This window comes from Sediminispirochaeta bajacaliforniensis DSM 16054, from assembly GCF_000378205.1.
Lineage (GTDB): Bacteria > Spirochaetota > Spirochaetia > DSM-16054 > Sediminispirochaetaceae > Sediminispirochaeta > Sediminispirochaeta bajacaliforniensis.
Map to the genome: position 1 here is coordinate 226,656 of NZ_KB899406.1, position 19,072 is coordinate 245,727.

17 protein-coding genes are annotated in these 19,072 nt (G+C 51.3%); 10 read left to right on the forward strand and 7 right to left on the reverse strand.

The window, feature by feature from the left end; translation table 11 throughout:
* Window positions 1-26: 26 nt before the first annotated feature.
* The gene (locus tag F459_RS23860) at window positions 27-200 is read right to left on the reverse strand and encodes a hypothetical protein (RefSeq protein WP_020610874.1); all 174 of its coding nucleotides are present in this window, start codon (window positions 198-200) and stop codon (window positions 27-29) included.
* 96 nt (window positions 201-296) lie between these two features.
* Here F459_RS23860 and F459_RS0101025 point away from each other — a divergent pair, with 96 nt between their 5' ends.
* Complete coding sequence (locus F459_RS0101025) at window positions 297-977, forward strand: Crp/Fnr family transcriptional regulator (RefSeq protein WP_020610875.1); 681 nt, start codon at window positions 297-299, stop codon at window positions 975-977.
* 120 nt (window positions 978-1,097) lie between these two features.
* Here the strand turns inward: F459_RS0101025 and araA are convergent, their stop codons facing one another.
* The 5 genes from araA to F459_RS0101050 all read right to left on the reverse strand — a co-directional run bounded on the left by araA (window position 1,098) and on the right by F459_RS0101050 (window position 7,523).
* Entirely contained in the window at window positions 1,098-2,612 is a 1,515-nt protein-coding gene (araA, locus tag F459_RS0101030; protein ID WP_020610876.1) for an L-arabinose isomerase, read from the reverse strand.
* A 22-nt stretch (window positions 2,613-2,634) separates the two neighbouring features.
* Window positions 2,635-3,330, reverse strand: a complete 696-nt coding sequence (araD, locus tag F459_RS0101035; RefSeq protein ID WP_020610877.1) for an L-ribulose-5-phosphate 4-epimerase AraD — start codon at window positions 3,328-3,330, stop codon at window positions 2,635-2,637.
* Between the two features lie 12 nt (window positions 3,331-3,342).
* The gene (locus F459_RS0101040) at window positions 3,343-5,022 is read right to left on the reverse strand and encodes a ribulokinase (protein WP_020610878.1); all 1,680 of its coding nucleotides are present in this window, start codon (window positions 5,020-5,022) and stop codon (window positions 3,343-3,345) included.
* Between the two features lie 32 nt (window positions 5,023-5,054).
* Window positions 5,055-6,080 (reverse strand): LacI family DNA-binding transcriptional regulator, encoded by a 1,026-nt coding sequence (locus tag F459_RS0101045; RefSeq protein ID WP_013255976.1) that lies wholly within the window; start codon window positions 6,078-6,080, stop codon window positions 5,055-5,057.
* Window positions 6,081-6,161: 81 nt separating this feature from the next.
* Window positions 6,162-7,523, reverse strand: a complete 1,362-nt coding sequence (locus F459_RS0101050) for a sn-glycerol-1-phosphate dehydrogenase (protein WP_020610879.1) — start codon at window positions 7,521-7,523, stop codon at window positions 6,162-6,164.
* A 260-nt stretch (window positions 7,524-7,783) separates the two neighbouring features.
* On the opposite strand from F459_RS0101050, the gene F459_RS0101055 reads away from it, so the two are divergent.
* From F459_RS0101055 to F459_RS0101095, 9 genes are all read left to right on the forward strand, one after another.
* Entirely contained in the window at window positions 7,784-8,020 is a 237-nt protein-coding gene (locus F459_RS0101055; RefSeq protein WP_020610880.1) for a type II toxin-antitoxin system Phd/YefM family antitoxin, read from the forward strand.
* Window positions 8,017-8,424, forward strand: coding sequence for a type II toxin-antitoxin system VapC family toxin (locus tag F459_RS0101060; protein ID WP_020610881.1), 408 nt, complete (start codon window positions 8,017-8,019; stop codon window positions 8,422-8,424). The genes F459_RS0101055 and F459_RS0101060 overlap by 4 nt, the downstream gene beginning before the upstream one ends.
* 456 nt (window positions 8,425-8,880) lie before the next feature.
* Window positions 8,881-9,894 carry an ABC transporter substrate-binding protein gene (locus F459_RS0101065; protein WP_020610882.1) on the forward strand — a complete coding sequence of 338 codons (1,014 nt, stop codon included), beginning with the start codon at window positions 8,881-8,883 and terminating at the stop codon, window positions 9,892-9,894.
* On the forward strand, window positions 9,857-11,335 hold the full coding sequence (locus tag F459_RS0101070) for a sensor histidine kinase (protein WP_020610883.1): 1,479 nt from the start codon (window positions 9,857-9,859) through the stop codon (window positions 11,333-11,335). Before F459_RS0101065 ends, F459_RS0101070 begins: the two co-directional genes overlap by 38 nt.
* Window positions 11,328-12,935, forward strand: a complete 1,608-nt coding sequence (locus F459_RS0101075; protein WP_020610884.1) for a response regulator — start codon at window positions 11,328-11,330, stop codon at window positions 12,933-12,935. The genes F459_RS0101070 and F459_RS0101075 overlap by 8 nt, the downstream gene beginning before the upstream one ends.
* 124 nt (window positions 12,936-13,059) lie before the next feature.
* Entirely contained in the window at window positions 13,060-14,046 is a 987-nt protein-coding gene (locus F459_RS0101080) for an ABC transporter substrate-binding protein (RefSeq protein WP_020610885.1), read from the forward strand.
* A 75-nt stretch (window positions 14,047-14,121) separates the two neighbouring features.
* Window positions 14,122-15,651: a sugar ABC transporter ATP-binding protein gene (locus F459_RS0101085; protein WP_020610886.1), complete on the forward strand. Its 1,530-nt coding sequence runs from the start codon at window positions 14,122-14,124 to the stop codon at window positions 15,649-15,651.
* Window positions 15,648-16,733, forward strand: coding sequence for an ABC transporter permease (locus F459_RS0101090; RefSeq protein WP_020610887.1), 1,086 nt, complete (start codon window positions 15,648-15,650; stop codon window positions 16,731-16,733). Before F459_RS0101085 ends, F459_RS0101090 begins: the two co-directional genes overlap by 4 nt.
* The gene (locus tag F459_RS0101095; RefSeq protein ID WP_020610888.1) at window positions 16,730-17,764 is read left to right on the forward strand and encodes an ABC transporter permease subunit; all 1,035 of its coding nucleotides are present in this window, start codon (window positions 16,730-16,732) and stop codon (window positions 17,762-17,764) included. Before F459_RS0101090 ends, F459_RS0101095 begins: the two co-directional genes overlap by 4 nt.
* Before the next feature lie 61 nt (window positions 17,765-17,825).
* On the opposite strand, the gene hydF is transcribed toward F459_RS0101095, so the two are convergent.
* A complete protein-coding gene (gene hydF, locus F459_RS0101100) occupies window positions 17,826-19,070 on the reverse strand; it encodes a [FeFe] hydrogenase H-cluster maturation GTPase HydF (RefSeq protein ID WP_020610889.1) in 1,245 nt (414 codons plus the stop codon).
* Window positions 19,071-19,072: the final 2 nt, after the last annotated feature.

The window sequence follows — 19,072 nt, forward strand, 5'->3', positions numbered from 1 at the left end:
GCCTTCGCAGTGACGTTATTGGCTCACTACCGCTTTGGGTATCGCCTGCGATAGAAGCAAAAGATAGCTTCCTCTTCTGCCTCTACAAGGGCGTTTGCTCGGCATATCTGCTCGTAAAGCACCCTTTTGTCTGTTTCCTTGCCCTGCTTCGGCTCCCTGGTATCGATCTCTGCCGACGTGGCACTATTGGTTCTCGTCATGCATATACACTATTCAGAGCCGCATGAGGTTTCCAGGACATATGTCCTCTGCGGGCGAAAAATGCGTGTTACTATATGAATGAATTCGGAGGCTCTATGGAAGAGGAGAAAAACAGGGCAGTTGCTGAAGAAATTGAATCGTATATTGCCGGTTATAGGATGGATCAGTTCCTTAACCTTCCGATTTTGGAACGGCTTCGCCTTTTTCATTTTCCTGCCTATACCAATATCTATCTTGAGCAGACCGAGGCCCGCTTTTTTTATTTTCTGGTCAAGGGCCAGCTTCAGTGTGTCCATTATCATATGAATGGCAAACTTGCCGTCATTGCCTTGACCAATCCTCTTGCCGCCATAGGTGATCTGGAACTGTTCAGCGGCATGCCGATACACAGCAACGTCATATCGACCCGCCAGGTGTCAATGCTGGGGCTTCCCATGCGGACCGTGGAAGCCTACGGCTCGCAGGACCCCCGATTCCTCCGCTTTATTATCGATGAACTAAAAAAGAAGCTTTATAGCAACAGCTCTCTGCTTTCTGGGCATGTGCTTTCCGCATCCGGCAGACTCGCACTTTTCCTTCTCTCCGAGGCATCGACTCGAAGACAGGAGACCATCGAGCTTCCGGAAAAAGAGAGTCTTGCATCGCTTCTGGGAACCACGCTCCGCCATTTGAATCGAATCATGCATGAACTGCAGGCCTCAGGAGCGGTCGACGGCAAATATCCGTCACTTCGACTCCTTGATCGGACAATTCTTGAGGATATTATCGAGCGATAGGAAAAAAAGTCCTTTCTCTGTACCCAGTCTTAAAGGGCCATCCCGGAATCCAGTCCCGGCATGGCCCGCCCACATTATTGAATCATAACGTTATCGACTTTAAAGCGTTTTGTTCCGGCCTTAGAATCCTCCGAAACCGCCTTTCATTGCGTAGTACACCTCGTTCCAGCGTAATTCGTTTTTGAACTGGCGTATGGTGGTTTCATCATCGATGACTATAAATTCGACATCCGCCATCTCTGCGAAATCCTCGAAGTATTCGGTCGTCAGTGCCTGGGTAAAGACCGAGTGGTGGGCCCCTCCTCCGAGAATCCATGCGGCCGCAGCGGTTTTAAGATCCGGTTTGGGTTTCCATAGTGCACGGGCAACCGGTAACTTCGGGAGATCGTGGGGTTGTTTTACCACATCGGTTTCGTTGATGATCATTCGAAAGCGACCTCCCATGTCGATGAGGGTTGCATTCAGCGCTGAACCTGCGGGAGGGGAGAATACCAGCCGCACCGGGTCGGACTTTCCCCCGATTGAGAGCGGATGGATCTCCGCTTTCGGTTTTCCCTCCGAGATGCTGGGACAAACCTCCAGCATATGGGCTCCCAAGATCATCATCTTGCCCTTTTCGAGATGATAGGTGTAGTCTTCCATAAATGAGGTACCGCCGGAAAGGCCCGAAGACATCACCTTCGCCGCCCGAAGGAGGGCAGAGGTTTTCCAGTCTCCCTCCGCTCCGAAGCCGTATCCGTCTGCCATGAGATGCTGAACGGCAAGCCCCGGCAGCTGAGGCAGGCCGTAGAGATCCTCAAAGGTGGTTGTGAAGGCGGTGAATCCCCCTTCTTCCAGGAACGATCGCATCCCCAATTCGATTTTTGCCTCGTCGCGGAGGGCCTGCCTGCGGGCTCCTGTTTTCCTAAGCTCCTCGGCGAGGTTGTAGCTTACCTCGTATTCTTCCACAAGGGTGTCGATCTGCTGTTCGGTGACTGCGTTCACTCGTTCGACAAGCTCTCCCATACCGTAGCCGTCGACTGCATAACCAAAGCGAATTTGTGCCTCGACCTTGTCTCCTTCGGTCACGGCTACCTCCCTCATGTTATCACCGAAGCGGGCAAGCTTTCCGGTGTGCCAATCGGCCCAGGCACAGACTGCCCGGGACCATATACCAAGCCGTTTACATACATCCTCATCCTGCCAGTGTCCTACAATCACTGTCCGGTTCTTTCGAAGTCTGGTGCCGATAAAGCCGAACTCCCGGCCTCCGTGTGCCGATTGATGAAGATTCATGAAGTCCATATCGATATCGGCCCAGGGAATGTCGCGCCCAAGCTGGGTATGGAGATGGGCAAAGGGTTTTTGCAGGGCCGAAAGTCCTGCAATCCATTTCTTCGCCGGTGAAAAGGTATGCATCCAGAATATCAGGCCCACACAGGCGGCGCTGTTGTTTGCCTCCAGGCAGACCCTTTTGATCTCCTCTGAGGTGGTTACCACCGGGCCTGTTTTCACCTTGATCGGGATTTCCCGTGAGCTGTCCAGCCCCTCGGCGATTTTTGCCGCATCTAATGCAACCTGCCGCAGGGTCTCTTCCCCGTAGAGATGCTGGCTGCCGGTGACAAACCAAACTTCATACGTTCCTATGTCGATCATTGTAGTTCCCCCTTATGGTTCTTCATAATTGTCCGTAATATGCGTTCTTGCCATGTTTTCTGTAGTAATGCTTATCCCGTATCGTCTGTTTGAGCTCTTCTGCAGCGGGATTGATTTGCAGTGTAAGCGTTGCCATTTTTGCAAGTTCTTCGAGGACTGCACTGTTATAGACCGCCTTCATTGCGTCTTTGCCCCAGCTGAACGGTCCGTGGCAGGCAACCAGGACCATTTCGACCTCTTTATAATTGATACTTTCGAAGGTCGAAAGGATTTGCTTGCCTGTCTCTGTTTCATAGTCCCGGGTAATGGCTTCGTCATTCATCACCTCGGTTACGGGAACCTCTACAGTGAGGTGGTCGGCATGAGTGGTCCCAAAAATGGGAATGGCCCGCTTCGCCTGGGCCCAGGCCACGGCATAGGCAGAGTGGGTGTGGCAAATTCCGCCAATGCCCTCGAAATGCCTGTAGAGGATGGTATGGGTCTTCGTGTCCGATGACGGCCTGAGCTCTCCTTCGACAATGTTATTCTCGAGGTCGACCACGACCATCTTTTCCGGCGATAGTTCATCGTATGGTACCCCGCTCGGTTTGATGGCGTAAACGCCAAGGTCGGGATCAAAGGAGCTTGCATTTCCAAAGGTGTAGATGGCGAGCTTTTGCTTGCTGATTTCCATATTTGCGAGGTATGCTTCCTCTTTTATGGTGCTAAAATGTCCCATGAATCTTTGTCCTTATTTCTGGTTTGTCTCTTCTTCGACGAAATTTCCGATCGCCAGATAATCTTGATAGAGCTTGTCGTAGATGGGTACATAGTTTGGATTGGGGCTGTATTCGGCTTCAAAACCGCTTCCGAGTGCCTTTTGGGCCTCTTCGATGCTGGCATAGAGCCCCGAGGCGACGGCTGCAAACATTGCCGCTCCGAGGGCAACGGTTTGTTCGCTTCGTGCAACCCGTATGGTTCGGTTCATCACATCCGCGACGATCTGCATAACCAGTGGTGATTTTTTTGCAACTCCTCCGATGGCAATAACATCGCGGATTTTTGCCCCTTCCTCTTCGAACCGTTCTGCAATGCGACGAGCGCCGAAGGCCGTGGCCTCGACAAATGCCCGGTAGAGAGCCGGAGCATCCGTCCCAAGGGTGAGACCGGTGACCGCACCTTTGAGCCGCTGGTCCGCAAAGGGTGTCCTCCGCCCGTTAAGCCAGTCGACGGCAACGAGTCCCGATTGCCCAGGTTCTATCTCCGCCGCAGCCCTCTCAATTTCGGGGATGATCAGTGCGGAAACCGACTCGGCAAGCTCTTTGGCATGTGCCTTGTCTATCTTGCCTGTTTTTGCAAGCAGACCCAGGGGCCAGGCAATGAGACTTTTGAACCAGGCGTAGACATCCCCAAATGCGGACTGTCCCGCCTCCATCCCCAGCATGCCGGGCATGATCGAACCGTCTACCTGGCCGCAGATACCCTTTACCAGGACATCTTTCATCTCTTGTTTCGGGGCGATCAGCATATCGCAGGTGCTGGTTCCCATCACTTTTACCAGGGAGCCTGGGGCAATCTCCCCTCCCACACCTCCCATATGGGCATCGAATGCGCCGACCGCCACCGTCGTTCCTTCCTCAAGCCCCAGCCGCTTCGCCCATTCCGCTGAAAGTCCCCCTGCCGCAACATCGGAGGTGTAGGTTTTTTCGAAAAGCCGTTCCCGCAGGCCCTTCAGCAAGGGATCGAGCCTGACCAAAAACTCCTCCGACGGGAGTCCTCCGAACTCTTCATGCCACATCGCTTTATGACCGGCGGCACAGCGGCTCCGTTTCATGGTGAGCGGATCGGTTCTTCCCGTAAGAAGAGCGGGAATCCAATCGCAGTGTTCGACCCAGGAGAAGGCCGCACGTCGTACCGCCTCGTCCCGGCGAAGCACATGGAGAATTTTTGCCCAGAACCATTCGGAAGAGTAGACTCCGCCCTCGAACTTGGTGTAATCGATTCCTCCCCAGCTACGCGCGATCTCGTTGATTTCCGCAGCCTCTGCTACGGCCGTATGATCCTTCCAGAGGATAAACATACCGTTGGGATTTTCTGCAAACTCATCGCTAAGGGCCAAAGGAATCCCCTCTCTATTTACCGCCACCGGTGTGCTTCCCGTGGTATCAACCGCAATTCCCCGAATTTTCTTTTCCGTACCTGCCGGGGCTTTTTCCAGGGCTTCCTTCAGCGATGCCTCCAGGCCCTCGATGTAATCCCGGGGGTGCTGTCGGAATTGGTTGTTTTTGGGATCGCAGTATGTACCCTCTTTCCAGCGTTTGTAATAGCTTACCGCGCTGGAAATTTCCTCTCCGTTCTCACCATCGACAATAATGGCGCGTACCGAGTCTGTCCCGTAATCAAATCCGAGAACATAGCTTTTTTCGGCCACAATTTCCTCCTTATGTTACTTTGTGATAAGGCCTATCGATAGAAATCAACGTTTTCTTTGGTAAGAATATCCAGCGGCATGACAATCCGGCTGGAAGGTTCACGTTTTAGCACAAGCTTTCTGTAAAGGGTGTAGACCGCTTCGAAGCCCTGTCTTTCAGGCCTCTGGCTGATGATGAAATCGATGTAGCCCCTTTTCAGGCACTCCTTGTTTGGGGGAATCAGATCATAACCAATCACCTTTATCGGAGAACCTTGCGGAAAACGTTGCTCAAGGTATTCGGCCACACGATGACAGGAAGCGTTTGTGACAAAGATTCCCTCCACCTCCGGTCTCTGGCTAAGGAGAGTATCCATGAACTTTGTACAGACATTCCGATCTTCGATGTGTTCTTCGATCACCAAAGGCGGTTTTTCATCATCGGCATATTGGCTCAGGAAACCGTTGATTCGTCCAGTGATATGGACATCAGGGATAACCGATTGAATAATAACGCACGTATCAGGATTCGGAGAGAGCAGTTTCATCAGTTTGCCTGCAAGAATACCGCTGCAGTAGGAGTCCTGTCCGATAAAGGCAAGTGCCGTGGTTTCCGGCAGATTGGAGTCGAAGAGTACGTAGGGAATGTTCCCTTTCAGTGCGTCGATGAGACGGCGGGCAGGGCTTGGGAGAACAGGGGCGATGATAAGACCGTCGGGACGATCTGCGATAATTCGTTCTGCCTCCTGCCTGAACGAGTCTTCGCTGTATCTGTCGAACTCATACCGAACTACATGTATCGAGAATTGTTCGAGCTCGGTCTCGGCCCTGAGGAGGCCCTTCGCTGGAAGCTCCCAGAATCCCCCATCCTGATCATGACGAGGAGTAAGCGCGGCGAGGGTATAGTGTCTGGAGCTGGAAAGGGTGCTGGCATACATATTGGGTTTGTAGCCGGACTCCTTAACAATGGCCCTGATCCTCCTTGCTGTTTCTACCGATACGCGGCCCCGGTTGTGAAGCACTCGATCGACTGTTCCGATCGAAACACCTGCCTGCTTTGCAATATCTTTGATGGTCATTCACGGATGTCCTTTGCAAGTATTGTCGCGTTAACGTTAACGCAATAGGTGATTATAATACTCCCGGAAGATTACTGTCAACTAAAAAAACATAGCCGTTATCTCCTCGGCACAGGACTCGAACAATCCTGTCTCCCAGGCAAAATCCAAAACGGTGTAACGCGAGCGGATCATCTGTGCAATCTCGAGCGTACGAAGAAACCGTGACCGGTCGACCCCCAGCTCCCTCGGGCTTGTAAAGCAACCGGCCCGGGCAAGCATCCCCTTGAGCTCTTCAAAAGGAACAAGTTGTGTCTCTATCTTGTCGGCAAGATTCCTATACCACTTCCTCTCGTAATTGTAGCGTTCGTTGACGGTCTCTTGGGTCGGAAGCTTTGAGAGGGCGACTTCCTCGATTGCGCGGTAGGCCGACACCGGAAGGTGGGCACACAGTTGTGCAACCTCCTGCGCTCTGGCCTCAGGGCCGGGGATCTTAGGTAGAGCATCGAGGCTGATGCCGTTTCTCATATGGTCTAAAACCAGGAAGGTAAAGGCGCTGATGGTAAGCAGTCCGATACCAACCTTGATACCATGAGGAACGGTTATCCCATCGATTTCCAGATGTTCCATTTCCCAGACATGTGAGATCAGGTGCTCCGCTCCGGAAACGGGCCGACTGGATGAGGTGATCTGCATTGCAAAACCCGTTCGAACCAGACCTGCAAAGATTTCATCGGCAAGGTCGTCGGGAGCTGCCGACAGACGTTTGATCAGCCCTTCCTGGGTATAGGCCCATGCCGTCCCATCTATAGGGTCAAGGCCGAATGCATCGGCAAGGACCCAGTCGCTTCCCGCCGTAATCTTGCTCGCAAGATCTCCGTAGCCTGCGGCTCGAAGTTGCGCTGGGGCAGCCGACAATACCTCCGAAGCCGTAAACACCACCCGAGGTGCAGGGCAGGGAATGGTTTGCTTAAAGTTCTCTTTTAGGATCGAAGCGCCGAAGGAGGAATAACCGTCCACAGAAGGAGCGGTAGGAACCGAAAGGTAGGGGACGCCTAAGGCACCTGCAGAACATTTAACCAGATCGTTGATCGTTCCTGATCCGAGGGATACAAGAAGACTCTGGCATAACGCTCTTTCGCCTTTTTTCCCGTCTCTCCTCGGGGTGGTCAGAAGCCCTTGTACCTGGGTAATAATCTCCTGAATACGTCGATAGTCGGCGACCAGGGGGGCCTTTCCCCTGAGCACAAGCAGTTTGATCAAGGTGAGTCCTTCCCGTCGAAGGGCTTCTTTGAAGCTGGGAGCCACAGCATCAGCTATGACCTCATCGGTGACCACGATCATTGATATCGTTCCAAACCAGCTTTGTACTACCTCTCCCAATCCTTGCCAGCCGGCGGACAGGGCCCAAAATTTCGTATCCGGTAATTGTGTCAAGCATTCCGATGTTTCAAAATTTTTCATGCTTCCTACTATATACCCCGGCCATGGGCCTTTACCATAGTGGGGGCTTTTGCCGGCGGTGGCATCGCGTTAGTAGATCCTGCCGATATTTCAAAGAATACGCTACAGATGATGGATGAAGCAATTGAGAATATAAAAAAAGAAAAGTCTCCGTACCTATTGATGTAAATTCTATTGATGAAGTCAGATTACTTCAAGAGAAGTAAATCGAAAAATACTTGACAACTTGACAACTTGACAAAATGAAGTATATTGAAGTTATGAAAACCTTACCAGTTGGCGATTTTAAAACGCACTTCTCAGAAGTAATAGATGATGTTCGTTCTGGAGAAGAGATTATAATTACCTATGGAAAAAAGAAGGAAAATGTAGCAGTTCTTATTCCCTATAAAGAGTATAAAAAGCGAAACTCCCTAAAATTAGGATTACTACGAGATAAGCGGTATGAAATTAAACCAGATTTTGGGATGACAGAAGAAGAGTTAATAAATTTATGAGGTATTTGATAGATACACACTATCTTTTATGGTCATTGTTTGAACCAGAGAAGATAACGAAACGAATCTTGAATATATTTTTGAATGAAGAGGATGAAAAATATGTATCTGGAATAAACTTCTGGGAGATAGCATTAAAATATTCATTAGGTAAGTTAGAATTAGATGGGCTAAATCCTGAACAAATAAGTGAAGTATCAATGGAGACAGGATATCATGTAGCAGAATTAGATTACAAAGTATTTGCGTCATACTATAAGCTACCGAAAAAAGAAAATCATAAAGATCCATTTGATAGACTGCTAATATGGCAGGCAATACAAAATAATTATACATTACTAACAAGAGATGGAAAGATAGAACAGTATGTATCTGATGGATTAAAGGTGATTGTTGGAACATAACCCATATAACGGCTCCTGATGTCAAGAGGGCACAAGAGTCCCGCCGTTGCGTATTCAGGAATTCTGAAGTATAGAAACTTCGCAACGGATATTATGGAGCATGAATTCAACGAACCACAAGGAACAGTCCGACTTTTATTCTCCGATGGAAGAGCGGAAAAAAGTCCGCTCTCAAACACATATAGAGAGTCGCCTATAAGCGCTCTATAACGTTATGCAGCCCAACCTGTCGTCCGACTCAAAAGGATTTCATCTTGTTGATGGATCAGTTACACCGGCGGATCAACTTGGGGCGGACAGAAAAACTCCCATACCCTCGTGAGCCATCTATGTCAAAAAGGGGCGCAGCGCTCAGATCGTACAACCACCAGGATTCGGAACACTAAGATTTTCTTGAGTTCTCACAATCTCAGGTGTACAATGGGTTAACGTACACGCATCCGAAAGGGTTTCTCAATGTCAAAAAAAGGAATGTATAGTATCGCTTTTGCTATGCTCTTCACTGTATGCGCCGTCATTGTAACCCAGTGTGTTCGTTCCGAGACGCATCAGGGAGCAACCTCTGGTCAGGGAGGGATTATTCTCGGCTTTTCGCAAATTGGTGCGGAAAGTGCATGGAGAAAATGTAATACCAGGTCTATTCAACAGGCGTCGGAGGAAAGCGGGGTTCAGCTGCTTTTTGCGAATGCCGAACAGAAACAGGAAAATCAAATAAAGGCGATGCGTTCCTTTATCGCCTATCAGGTGGATGTGATCGGTTTCGTTCCCATTGTGGCCGACGGGTGGGACAATATTTTGCGGGAAGCTATGGATGCAGGAATTCCCGTCCTTGTCACCGATCGAAAGATCCACACCGAGGATGATCGTTTGTATGCAGGCTTTATCGGGACCGACAGCGAGCAGGAGGGGCGGGAGGCCGCTTTTTTTCTTTTAAAGAAATTTTCCCGATTGGGTAATCAGGATGAAACCGGCGACAAACCCGTACGAATCATTGAAATTTCGGGTACCGAAGGCTCCTCCGTTGCCCTTGGTCGGGCCGCCGGTTTCAGGGAGGCCCTTGCGGACTACCCCGAATTTACCATTATTCACTCCCAATCCGGTGATTTTCTCAGGTCCAAGGGCTATGAGATCATGAGGAACCTTCTTGAGGTCTACAGTGATTTCGAGGTGGTTTTTTCTCACAACGACGGGATGACCCTGGGTATTCTTGATGCCATGCGTGAGGCTGGAATTCGTCCCGGAAATGATGTGGTGATTGTTACCATAGACGCCGAACAGGCGGCCATCGATGCCCTGAGGCGTGGTGAGGTAAATTGTGTAATCGAGTGTAATCCGAAGACGGGCCCCGCCATCATGTCTCTTGCAAAGAGGCTGGCCCGGGGAGAAAAGATTCCTCGTTTATTGCATGTCGATGAAACCGTCTTTTCGGAGTATGACGACCTCTCTTCGGTTGCTCCCCGGGGGTATTGAATTGGACCGATGGAAGAGCAGAAGTATTCAGCAGACCCTTCGCCATTCTTACATCATCATTATCTGTTTGACGCTTGTAGCCCCCATGATCAGCCTTGCCTTTTCATGGTATCAAACCCTTCGCTACGATAGGATGATAACCAACGTAAGCAGGACGAATCGACTCAATCAGATCGTCAAGAGTGATATTTCCAATGAGCTGTGGGACATCGTCGCAGGGAATAAGAGCTTCGATGAGGGGCAGCAGTACGGCATCATTCGAAACATCAACATGCAGCTTGATTCGATTATGCGGGATACTGAGGTACGTGAGAATCGCCAGCTGCTGGAGGTGGCCGGACGGGCGATGAACACCCTGACCGATTATGTAGACAGGCTCGGTAATCAGATGCGTAAGCGTTTTCCGGTGACGGAGAATGAGGCGATTCTCGACGAGATCAGGGGCGTTGCCGAACTTGTTTCGGATATTCTGCAGGATTTTATTGTGCTCGAGATCGAATCGGCTTCCCGAACCAACGAAAGCATCAAGCAGACGGCCACTCTTTTGTCGCTTCTTCAGATCGTCGTCGTTGCTGTTGTCGTTCTCTTTGCCGTCTTTGCCCAGAGGTCGGTCTCCACCAGTATCAACAGACCGATCAGAGAGCTGGAAGCCTTATCCAACCAGATCGCCGCCGGTAATTTATCCGCGAGGGCCGAGTCTCCCCATGTGGAGGAGCTTGATAACCTCACTGAAAACCTCAATATCATGGCGGTGAAGATCAAAGAGCTGATCAATGCCAATATTCAGGAACAAAAGAATCTTCAAAAATCGGAGATGAAGGCCCTGCAGGCACAGATAACCCCTCATTTCCTCTACAATACCCTCGATTCGATCATCTGGCTGGCCGAGGGACGGGAATATGAGCAGGTCATTTCGGTTACCCGCAGTTTTTCGAACTTTTTCAGGCGCTCTTTGAACCGTGGAAAGGAGTGGGTCACGGTTCGGGATGAGTTTGAGCATGTGGAGAACTACCTCACCATCCAGAAGATCCGCTATCGTGATATTCTCGATTTTACAATCGAATACGACGGAGCGATGGCCGATAAAAGTATGCTCAAACTGCTGCTTCAGCCTTTGGTGGAAAATGCTTTATACCACGGCATCAAAAACAAACGGGGTCGGGGAATGATCACGGTCCGGGGATGGCGGGAGGATGGAAAGCTTTGTTTCCGGGTCGAGGATAACGGGATCGGGCTCAAGGCTGAACGGCTGGAAGAGATCAGAAGGCAGATTGATGTCGAGCTGGATAGTTCGATGCTCAGCGATGTATACGGCCTGTACAATGTGAATAAACGGCTTGCCCTCTACTACGATAGTCTGACGAAACTGGACATTTCCAGCGTTTATCGTGAGGGAACCGCCGTTTCGTTTCGATTACCGGAGATGAAAAACCATGTATAGTGTATTTCTTGTCGAAGACGAAATTGTCACCCGGGAAGGTATCCGCAACAGTATACCATGGGACAGAACCCCCTATACCCTTGCCGGGGAAGCGCCCGACGGGGAGATGGCCCTTTCCATTTTACGGGATATAAAGCCCGACATTCTCATCACCGACATCAAGATGCCCTTTATGGACGGCCTTGCCCTTTCCAGGATTGTGAAGAAGGACCAGCCCTGGATGAAGATCATCATTCTTTCCGGTCATGATGAATTTCAGTATGCAAAAGAGGCCATCTCCATCGGTGTGGAGGAATATCTGCTTAAGCCCGTCTCTGCGACCGACATGCTCAGATCCTTGAAAAAGGTAACCGATCAGATTGAGGCGGAACAGAAGCGGATGACAAATATTGAGACGCTTCGAATGAAGATCGAATCAACCGAAGAGGTGGTCAGGGAGAAATGGCTCTGCAATCTTGTCACCGGTCAGATCAATGGTTCCGATACCGTGGAGAAGGCTCGTTCTCTCGGAATAGATCTGATCGCAAATGGGTACCTCGTTCTTATCGTGGAAATCTTCACCAGCCCCGACAACTATGCAGCGTGTACCATTGTAAAATCCCTGATCGCCGAACTTGTAAAAGGTCGGAACGATCTACTTCTTTTCTCGCAGAGCCTGGTCAAACAAACCATGATCATCAAGGACATATCCAGGGACTCCCTTGATGATCGCGTCTATCCCCTTGCCCAGGCAATACAATTTGAGGCGCAAAGGAGAAACGGCGATTGCAGAATCTCCATCGGTATCGGCACCGTAGCCGAACACATCGGTGAGATTTCCCGTTCCTACAGCGATGCCGAAAAAGCCGTACGCTATATGTCCCTGACTGGCAAAAAGAACATTCTCTCTTTCGGCGACATACCGTGGTGTAAACCATCGGAATGCTTGTGGCTTGATGCCGATCCCGTGGCCGAACGTCTCCGCTTTGCCTGCATAGAGGAGATAGACGATATTCTCGCTCCCTACATGGAACTTCTCGATGAACGGGCGGCGGCGACGAACCTCAGCTACTGCCTCCTTGTCTGCGGCGATATCATCGAGGCCATATCCATGCTCGTCGAGGAGTTTAAGGGCGATCCCCACGACATCATCCCTTCCGATCTTCGCCGGGAACACATTATCGCCTCTTCCCGCTCCCGTGCTTCCTTTGCCGCCGAACTCCGGTCGATCATAGAACACTGGATCGCCTTTCGGGATTCCCGCCTGAACTCCAGACACCATGCTCTCATTGCAAAAGCAAAGCAGTACATCGATGAAAACTATATGAGTCAGGATATCTCCCTCAATTGCGTTGCGGCCCAGGTGAACGTGAGCCCGAATCACTTCAGCACCATCTTCTCCCAGGAGGCGGGTATCACCTTTATCGAGTATCTGACCTCGGTAAGAATCAATGCCGCAAAGCGGCTCCTTTCCGGAAGCGGAATGAAATGTGCCGATATTGCCTATGAAGTGGGGTATGGTGATCCCCATTATTTCAGTTTCATCTTTAAAAAGACGATGGGAATCGCTCCGAGCGAATTTCGCCTTTCTCCTTCGGAAAGAAGCGTACCTGCCCAGTAAAAAAACAAACCTCGTTTCAAGGATCGGGAAAAAAGTCCACCAAGCTTCATAAGATAACTCATGTACGGCTGCCGAAAGTGGCCGTACCATTTTTTCATCACAACTATTTCAAGGAGGAGATTGTATGAAAAGGCTGCTGGTTTTTTCTTTGGCCCTAATGACAATCGTTGGTGGGTTTTTATTTGCAAATGGCGAATCCGAGGCTCCTCAGGCGGATGACGGGCTTATCGTGGTGGGTTATGCACAGGTCGGCGCCGAATCAGATTGGCGGACGGCTAATACCGAATCCTTCAAAAGCACGTTTACCGAAGCGAACGGCTATAAACTGATCTTTGATGATGCCCAGCAGAAGCAGGAGAATCAGATCAAGGCGATAAGAAACTTCATCCAACAAGATGTCGACTACATCGTTGTCGCTCCTGTTGTGGAAACCGGATGGGAAACGGTCCTCGGCGAGGCAAAGGCCGCCGGAATCCCCGTGATCCTCTCGGACCGCCAGATGAAGCTCTCTGACGACTCCCTCTACACCGCCTGGGTCGGTGGGAACTTCCTTAAGGAAGGGCAGGACGGAGTAAAGTGGCTCAACGATTATCTGAAAAAGAACGGACGCGATCAGGAGGATTTGAACGTCGTGCTCCTTCAGGGAACCATCGGTTCTTCGGCTCAGGTAGGACGGACCCAGGGCATTACCGAAGGTTTGGATGCCAATCCCCATCTTCATCTCCTGGCAAAACAGACCGGTGAATTTACCCAGGCGAAGGGGCAGGAGGTTATGGAGTCCTTTCTGAAGGCCTATCCCGATATCGATATCGTCTTTGCCGAGAACGATAACATGGCCTTCGGCGCCATCGATGCCATCAAGGCTGTCGGAAAGGTCCCGGGCAAGGATATCATTATCGTTTCCTTCGATGCCGTTCACGAGGCCTTCAATAAGATGATTGCCGGAGAGCTCAACTGTGCCGTGGAATGTAATCCCTTACACGGTCCGAGGGTAGCGGAGATCATCCAGAAGCTCGAGAAGGGGCAGAAGGTCGACAAGATACAGTACGTGGTGGAAAAGGTGTTCGATCAGGAGAATGCCGCCGAGGTTCTACCCACTCGAAAATACTGATGTAAGCAATCGGAAAGAGGCACGGGATATCCTATCCCTGCCTCTTTGCAACCGCGAGCGAATCCGGGGAAAGCGATGGAAGAAAAAAATATTCTGGAGATGCGGCATATCAGTAAAGCCTTTCCGGGAGTCAAGGCCTTGAATGATGTGGATTTCTTCCTGAGAAGCGGAGAAATCCACGCACTCATGGGGGAGAATGGCGCCGGTAAGAGTACCCTCATTAAGGTGCTGACCGGCGTCTATTTTATGGACGACGGCGAAATTCGTGTTTCCGGCTTTGATCGGCCGGTCGTGAACCACTCTCCCGAAGAGGCCCAGAGAAACGGTATCAGTACAGTCTATCAGGAGATAAACCTCTGTCCCAACATTACCGTTGCGGAGAATCTCTTTGTGGGGCGCCAGCCCCTTACCACCTTTGGGGCCGTGAACTGGAACGAGATGAACAAACGTGCCAGCCGTGCACTGGAAATCGTCGGGGTGGATATCGATGCCACAAAGCCCCTTGCCGATTATTCCGTGGCGATACAGCAGATGGTGGCAATTGCCAGGGCCGTCGATTTCCAGTGCAAGGTGCTCATTCTCGATGAACCGACGAGCTCTCTCGATGATAATGAGGTGAAAAAACTCTTTACCGTTATGCGAAATCTAAAGGACCACGGGGTCGGTGTCGTCTTTGTGACCCATTTCCTTGATCAGGTATATGAGGTATGCGATAGGATTACGGTCCTGAGAAACGGAGAGCAGGTGGGTCAGTATCCGGTCGCCGAGCTTCCGAGGGTACAGCTTGTGGCCAAAATGCTTGGCCGTGATTTTGACGATCTTGCCGAAATCAGAAGCGTGAAGACCGAAACAGGAGGGTCAGCCAGCGATGAAACTACCATGGTTCATGCCGTGGGGCTCTCCCGTTCCGGCATGATTAAGCCATTCGATATCGACATAAAAAAGGGAGAGGTCATCGGCCTTGCGGGTCTCCTCGGCTCCGGGCGTTCCGAATTGGCCCGTCTGCTTTACTGCGCCGAAAGACCCGAAAAGGGGGAGCTCTTCGTCAAGGGGCGTAGCCTGCGGGCCCACGCTCCCATCGACTCTATGCGGGCCGGGATGGCCTTCCTTCCCGAAGACCGAAAGGAAGAGGGGGTGATCGGCGACCTTTCCGTCAGGGAAAATCTCATCATCGCTCTGCAGGCGAAAACCGGCATCTTTCGACTTCTCCCTCTTGCCAAACAGAACGAACTTGCCGATCGATACATCCGGCTTCTCAATATCAAGACACCCTCTCCCGATACCTTGGTGAAACAGCTTTCCGGCGGGAATCAGCAGAAGGTGATCCTCGGTCGTTGGCTTATAACCAATCCGGAGTTCCTGATCCTCGATGAGCCGACAAGGGGCATCGATGTGGGAACAAAAACCGAGATCCAGAAACTCATTATTAAGCTTGCAGAAGAAGGTGTCACGGTGCTCTTCATCAGTTCGGAGATCGAGGAGATGCTGCGTACCGTAAACCGCCTCTATATACTCTGCGACAGACAAAAAACCGGGGAGCTTGCCAACGACGATCTTTCTCAGAACGAAGTGATGGCTGCCATAGCCGGAGGAACGTGTTCATGAGACAGCAACAAATAGGCATAAAGGCCTTTATACGAACGATAAGCCACAAACAGCTGTTCTTACCCATTTTTGCACTCTGCCTTGTACTGCTCTTTAATATTATTAAGACCCCGGCGTTTTTCAATATCTCCATTCAAAACGGTGTTTTGTACGGCTATATCGTCGATATCATTAATCGTGCCAGTGAGCTGATCATTCTTTCCGTGGGAATGACCCTGGTTATCGCCTCGGGGGGGATAGATATCTCCGTCGGAGCGGTAAGCGCCCTTGCCGCAGCGGTTTGTGTGCGCCTTCTCGGCTCAAGCTACGATTTCTATGCCACCCCCCTGGTTTTGAGCATTCTTGCAGCTTGTGTCGCAGGACTCGCCTGCGGCGCCTTCAACGGTTTTCTGGTTGCGAAGATGAAGATTCAGGCAATGGTCGCCACCCTCATCCTTTTTACCGCCGGTAGGGGTATTGCCCAGCTCATCAGCGCCAGGGAGATCAACGGACGGATGGTTCCCGGCCAGATCCTCTATGTGCGCATGGATTCCTTCAAGAACATAGGGGGCTTTCTTCCCCGTGTCGTGGTGCCGACGCCCGTCTTCATTGCCATCGGAGTTGTGCTGCTTGCCTATCTTCTTTTGACGCGCACGGCGCTGGGACTCTACATAAAGTCCGTGGGTATTAACAGCGGGGCGGGCCGCCTCGTCGGTATCAATTCGGTCTTTATTACCTTTCTTTGCTATCTGATCTGCGGCTTGACGGCCTCTGTTGCCGGAGTCATATCGGCAAGCCGTATCTACTCCTGCGATGCGAATAATATCGGGCTTTACATGGAACTCGACGCCATCCTTGCCGTCGCCATGGGAGGCAACAGCCTCGCCGGAGGAAAATTCAGTTTGGCAGGTTCGGTTATAGGGGCCATCACCATTCAGGCCCTTACCACGAGTCTGTATGCCATGGGTGTCACCGCCGACCAGCTGCCTGTCTACAAGGCTATTGTTGTGGTACTTATTGTGGCCATCCAGTCGAGTGAGTTTAAACGATGGTTGTCGATCTATAAACAAAAAATCCAGATGAGAAAGGCAGTTGCACAATGAATATCCTCGGCATAGCGAAACGGAAAATAAGCGGAACCAGTTTCCTCCTGGTCATCACCATCGTTATGTTCATCATCATGTACTTCGCCGGTGTGCTCATCTATCATGAACAGGGCTTCGGCAAGATGCAGACCCTGATGAACATGCTCATCGATAATGCCGGGCTCATCATAGCGGCGGCCGGTATGACCATTGTCATTATCACCGGCGGGATCGATATCTCCATCGGTTCGGTAATCGGCCTTGTCTGCATGATGCTTGCGGACATGATGCAAAACCATGGCATGAACGCATGGCTTTCGATTGGCTTGGTTCTTCTCTTCGGCGTTTTCTTCGGCATTGTACAGGGCTGGCTTATTGCCTATCTCAAGCTCCAGCCCTTTATCGTGACCCTGGCGGGGATGTTCTTTTGTCGGGGGTTGACCGCCATGATCAGCGTGAACCAGATCGCCATCACCGATAACCAAACCTTTCTCGACATGGCGACGAAGAATATCTATCTTTTTTTCGGGGCTACGGTAAACAAACGGGGGATAAAACTTTATCCGTTTATCCATCCGAGCGTAATAATCGCTCTGGTGGCCCTTATAGCCGTCTGGTATATTCTGCGCTACACCAAGTTCGGTAGAGGGGTATTCGCCATCGGCGGCAGCGAGCAATCGGCCCTGCTCATGGGCCTGAATGTGCGCAGGATAAAGATGCGGGCCTATGTGCTAAACGGTTTTCTTGCGGCCCTGGCGGGGTTCGTCTTCTGCCTCAATACAACGAGCGGTTTTGTGGAACAGGCCAGGGGTTTTGAGATGGAGGCCATCGCCTCCACGGTGATCGGCGGAACCCTCCTTACCGGGGGGGTGGGAACGGCGATCGGCAGCTTTTTCGGGGTGATGATCAAGGCCACCATCGAGACCTATATCCGCAGCAACGGGACACTTTCCTCATGGTGGAACAAGATCGTCCTCTCGGCATTACTCTGCTTCTTTATCGTGCTGCAGAGCATCTTCGCAAGCCTGAAGAGCAGACGAAGAATATGAACAAAGGATATGAGCACCGGCGGGCTTGATGAGGCTTTGTGCCCGGTTGCCGCCGCCGGACTCAATCCCTTTGATCTCTGTTCCGGTTCCTCCAGTAGTCGTAGGCAAAATCAAAAGGCCTCAGGGCACGTTCGAAGATGCCGAGGGAGTAGGCGATGGTGAGTCCGTAGTTGGTGATGGGCACACCTGCGGCCTTGCAGGTCATGATGCGTGAGAGCACCTCTCTGCGGTTCGTCATACAGGCCCCGCAGTGGATCACCAGGCTGTAGGTACAAAGGTCCGGTGGAAAGTCATGGCCCTGGATATGGTCGAAGGTAAGCTTTGCTCCGGTGTACTGGGTAAGCCAGCGGGGGATTTTTACCCGACCGATGTCTTCGGCAATGGGATGATGGGTGCAGGCTTCGGCTATGAGGATCTTGTCTCCCGATTTCAAATCATCGATGGCGAGAGTCCCCCTGACCATTTCCAGAAGGTCGCCTTGTTTGCGGGCGAAGAGCACGGAAAAGGAGGTCATGAGGATATCGTCCGGTGTATCTGCGGCAACCTTCAAAAAGGCCTGGGAATCGGTGATCACGATCTTCGGTGGCTTTTTAAGCATCTCCAGGGCTGCGGTAAGTTCCCGCTCCTTGACCACCATACAGCAGGCGTCGCTGTCGAGAATATTGCGGATCGTCTGTACCTGGGGTAGGATAAGTCGTCCCTTGGGTGCTTCTTTGTCGATGGGGATGACTAAAATTGCCGTTTCTCCGTCCCTGACAATATCTCCGATGATCTCCTGCTCATTCACGAAATCTGCGGGTACGCTTTTGAGCAGGCCCTGTTTTAATTCCAGAATTCCACTTTCTTCCTTGGCACTAACAAAAACGTAGGGGAGCTTCTTTTCCTCCAGCTTGGCGGGGAGCCCGGAGAACTCCCTTCCATAGAGGTCTGTTTTGTTGATGACGACGATAACCGGGGTTTCCCGCTTCCTGAATTCCCCAAGCAGCAGATCCTCGAAATGATCCCACTTTTCCCCTTCGATGACGATCATGGCGATATCCAGCCGGTCCATTACCCTGCGGCTTTTTTCGATCCGCAAGGCGCCGAGGGCCCCTTCGTCGTCGATACCTGCCGTGTCGATAAAAAGAACGGGCCCCAGGGGTAACAACTCCATCGGCTTTTCGACGGGATCGGTGGTGGTCCCTGCCTGGTCGGAAACAATGGATACCTGCTGTTTCGTGAGGGCGTTGAGAATGCTCGATTTGCCGGCATTGCGCTTTCCGAAGATGCCGATATGGAGGCGCAAGCCCTTCGGTGTCTTTGTCATAC

What these genes read in the sequence shown, in the direction of transcription:
- F459_RS0101055 (WP_020610880.1), top strand. Translation starts at nt 7,784, where the DNA reads ATGAAAACCTTACCAGTTGGCGATTTTAAAACGCACTTCTCAGAAGTA.
- hydF (WP_020610889.1), bottom strand. Translation starts at nt 19,070, where the DNA reads ATGACAAAGACACCGAAGGGCTTGCGCCTCCATATCGGCATCTTCGGA.
- araD (WP_020610877.1), bottom strand. Translation starts at nt 3,330, where the DNA reads ATGGGACATTTTAGCACCATAAAAGAGGAAGCATACCTCGCAAATATG.
- F459_RS0101025 (WP_020610875.1), top strand. Translation starts at nt 297, where the DNA reads ATGGAAGAGGAGAAAAACAGGGCAGTTGCTGAAGAAATTGAATCGTAT.
- F459_RS0101085 (WP_020610886.1), top strand. Translation starts at nt 14,122, where the DNA reads ATGGAAGAAAAAAATATTCTGGAGATGCGGCATATCAGTAAAGCCTTT.
- F459_RS23860 (WP_020610874.1), bottom strand. Translation starts at nt 200, where the DNA reads ATGACGAGAACCAATAGTGCCACGTCGGCAGAGATCGATACCAGGGAG.
- F459_RS0101070 (WP_020610883.1), top strand. Translation starts at nt 9,857, where the DNA reads ATGACGACCTCTCTTCGGTTGCTCCCCGGGGGTATTGAATTGGACCGA.
- F459_RS0101080 (WP_020610885.1), top strand. Translation starts at nt 13,060, where the DNA reads ATGAAAAGGCTGCTGGTTTTTTCTTTGGCCCTAATGACAATCGTTGGT.
- F459_RS0101075 (WP_020610884.1), top strand. Translation starts at nt 11,328, where the DNA reads ATGTATAGTGTATTTCTTGTCGAAGACGAAATTGTCACCCGGGAAGGT.
- F459_RS0101090 (WP_020610887.1), top strand. Translation starts at nt 15,648, where the DNA reads ATGAGACAGCAACAAATAGGCATAAAGGCCTTTATACGAACGATAAGC.
- F459_RS0101045 (WP_013255976.1), bottom strand. Translation starts at nt 6,080, where the DNA reads ATGACCATCAAAGATATTGCAAAGCAGGCAGGTGTTTCGATCGGAACA.
- F459_RS0101065 (WP_020610882.1), top strand. Translation starts at nt 8,881, where the DNA reads ATGTCAAAAAAAGGAATGTATAGTATCGCTTTTGCTATGCTCTTCACT.
- F459_RS0101095 (WP_020610888.1), top strand. Translation starts at nt 16,730, where the DNA reads ATGAATATCCTCGGCATAGCGAAACGGAAAATAAGCGGAACCAGTTTC.
- F459_RS0101060 (WP_020610881.1), top strand. Translation starts at nt 8,017, where the DNA reads ATGAGGTATTTGATAGATACACACTATCTTTTATGGTCATTGTTTGAA.
- araA (WP_020610876.1), bottom strand. Translation starts at nt 2,612, where the DNA reads ATGATCGACATAGGAACGTATGAAGTTTGGTTTGTCACCGGCAGCCAG.
- F459_RS0101050 (WP_020610879.1), bottom strand. Translation starts at nt 7,523, where the DNA reads ATGAAAAATTTTGAAACATCGGAATGCTTGACACAATTACCGGATACG.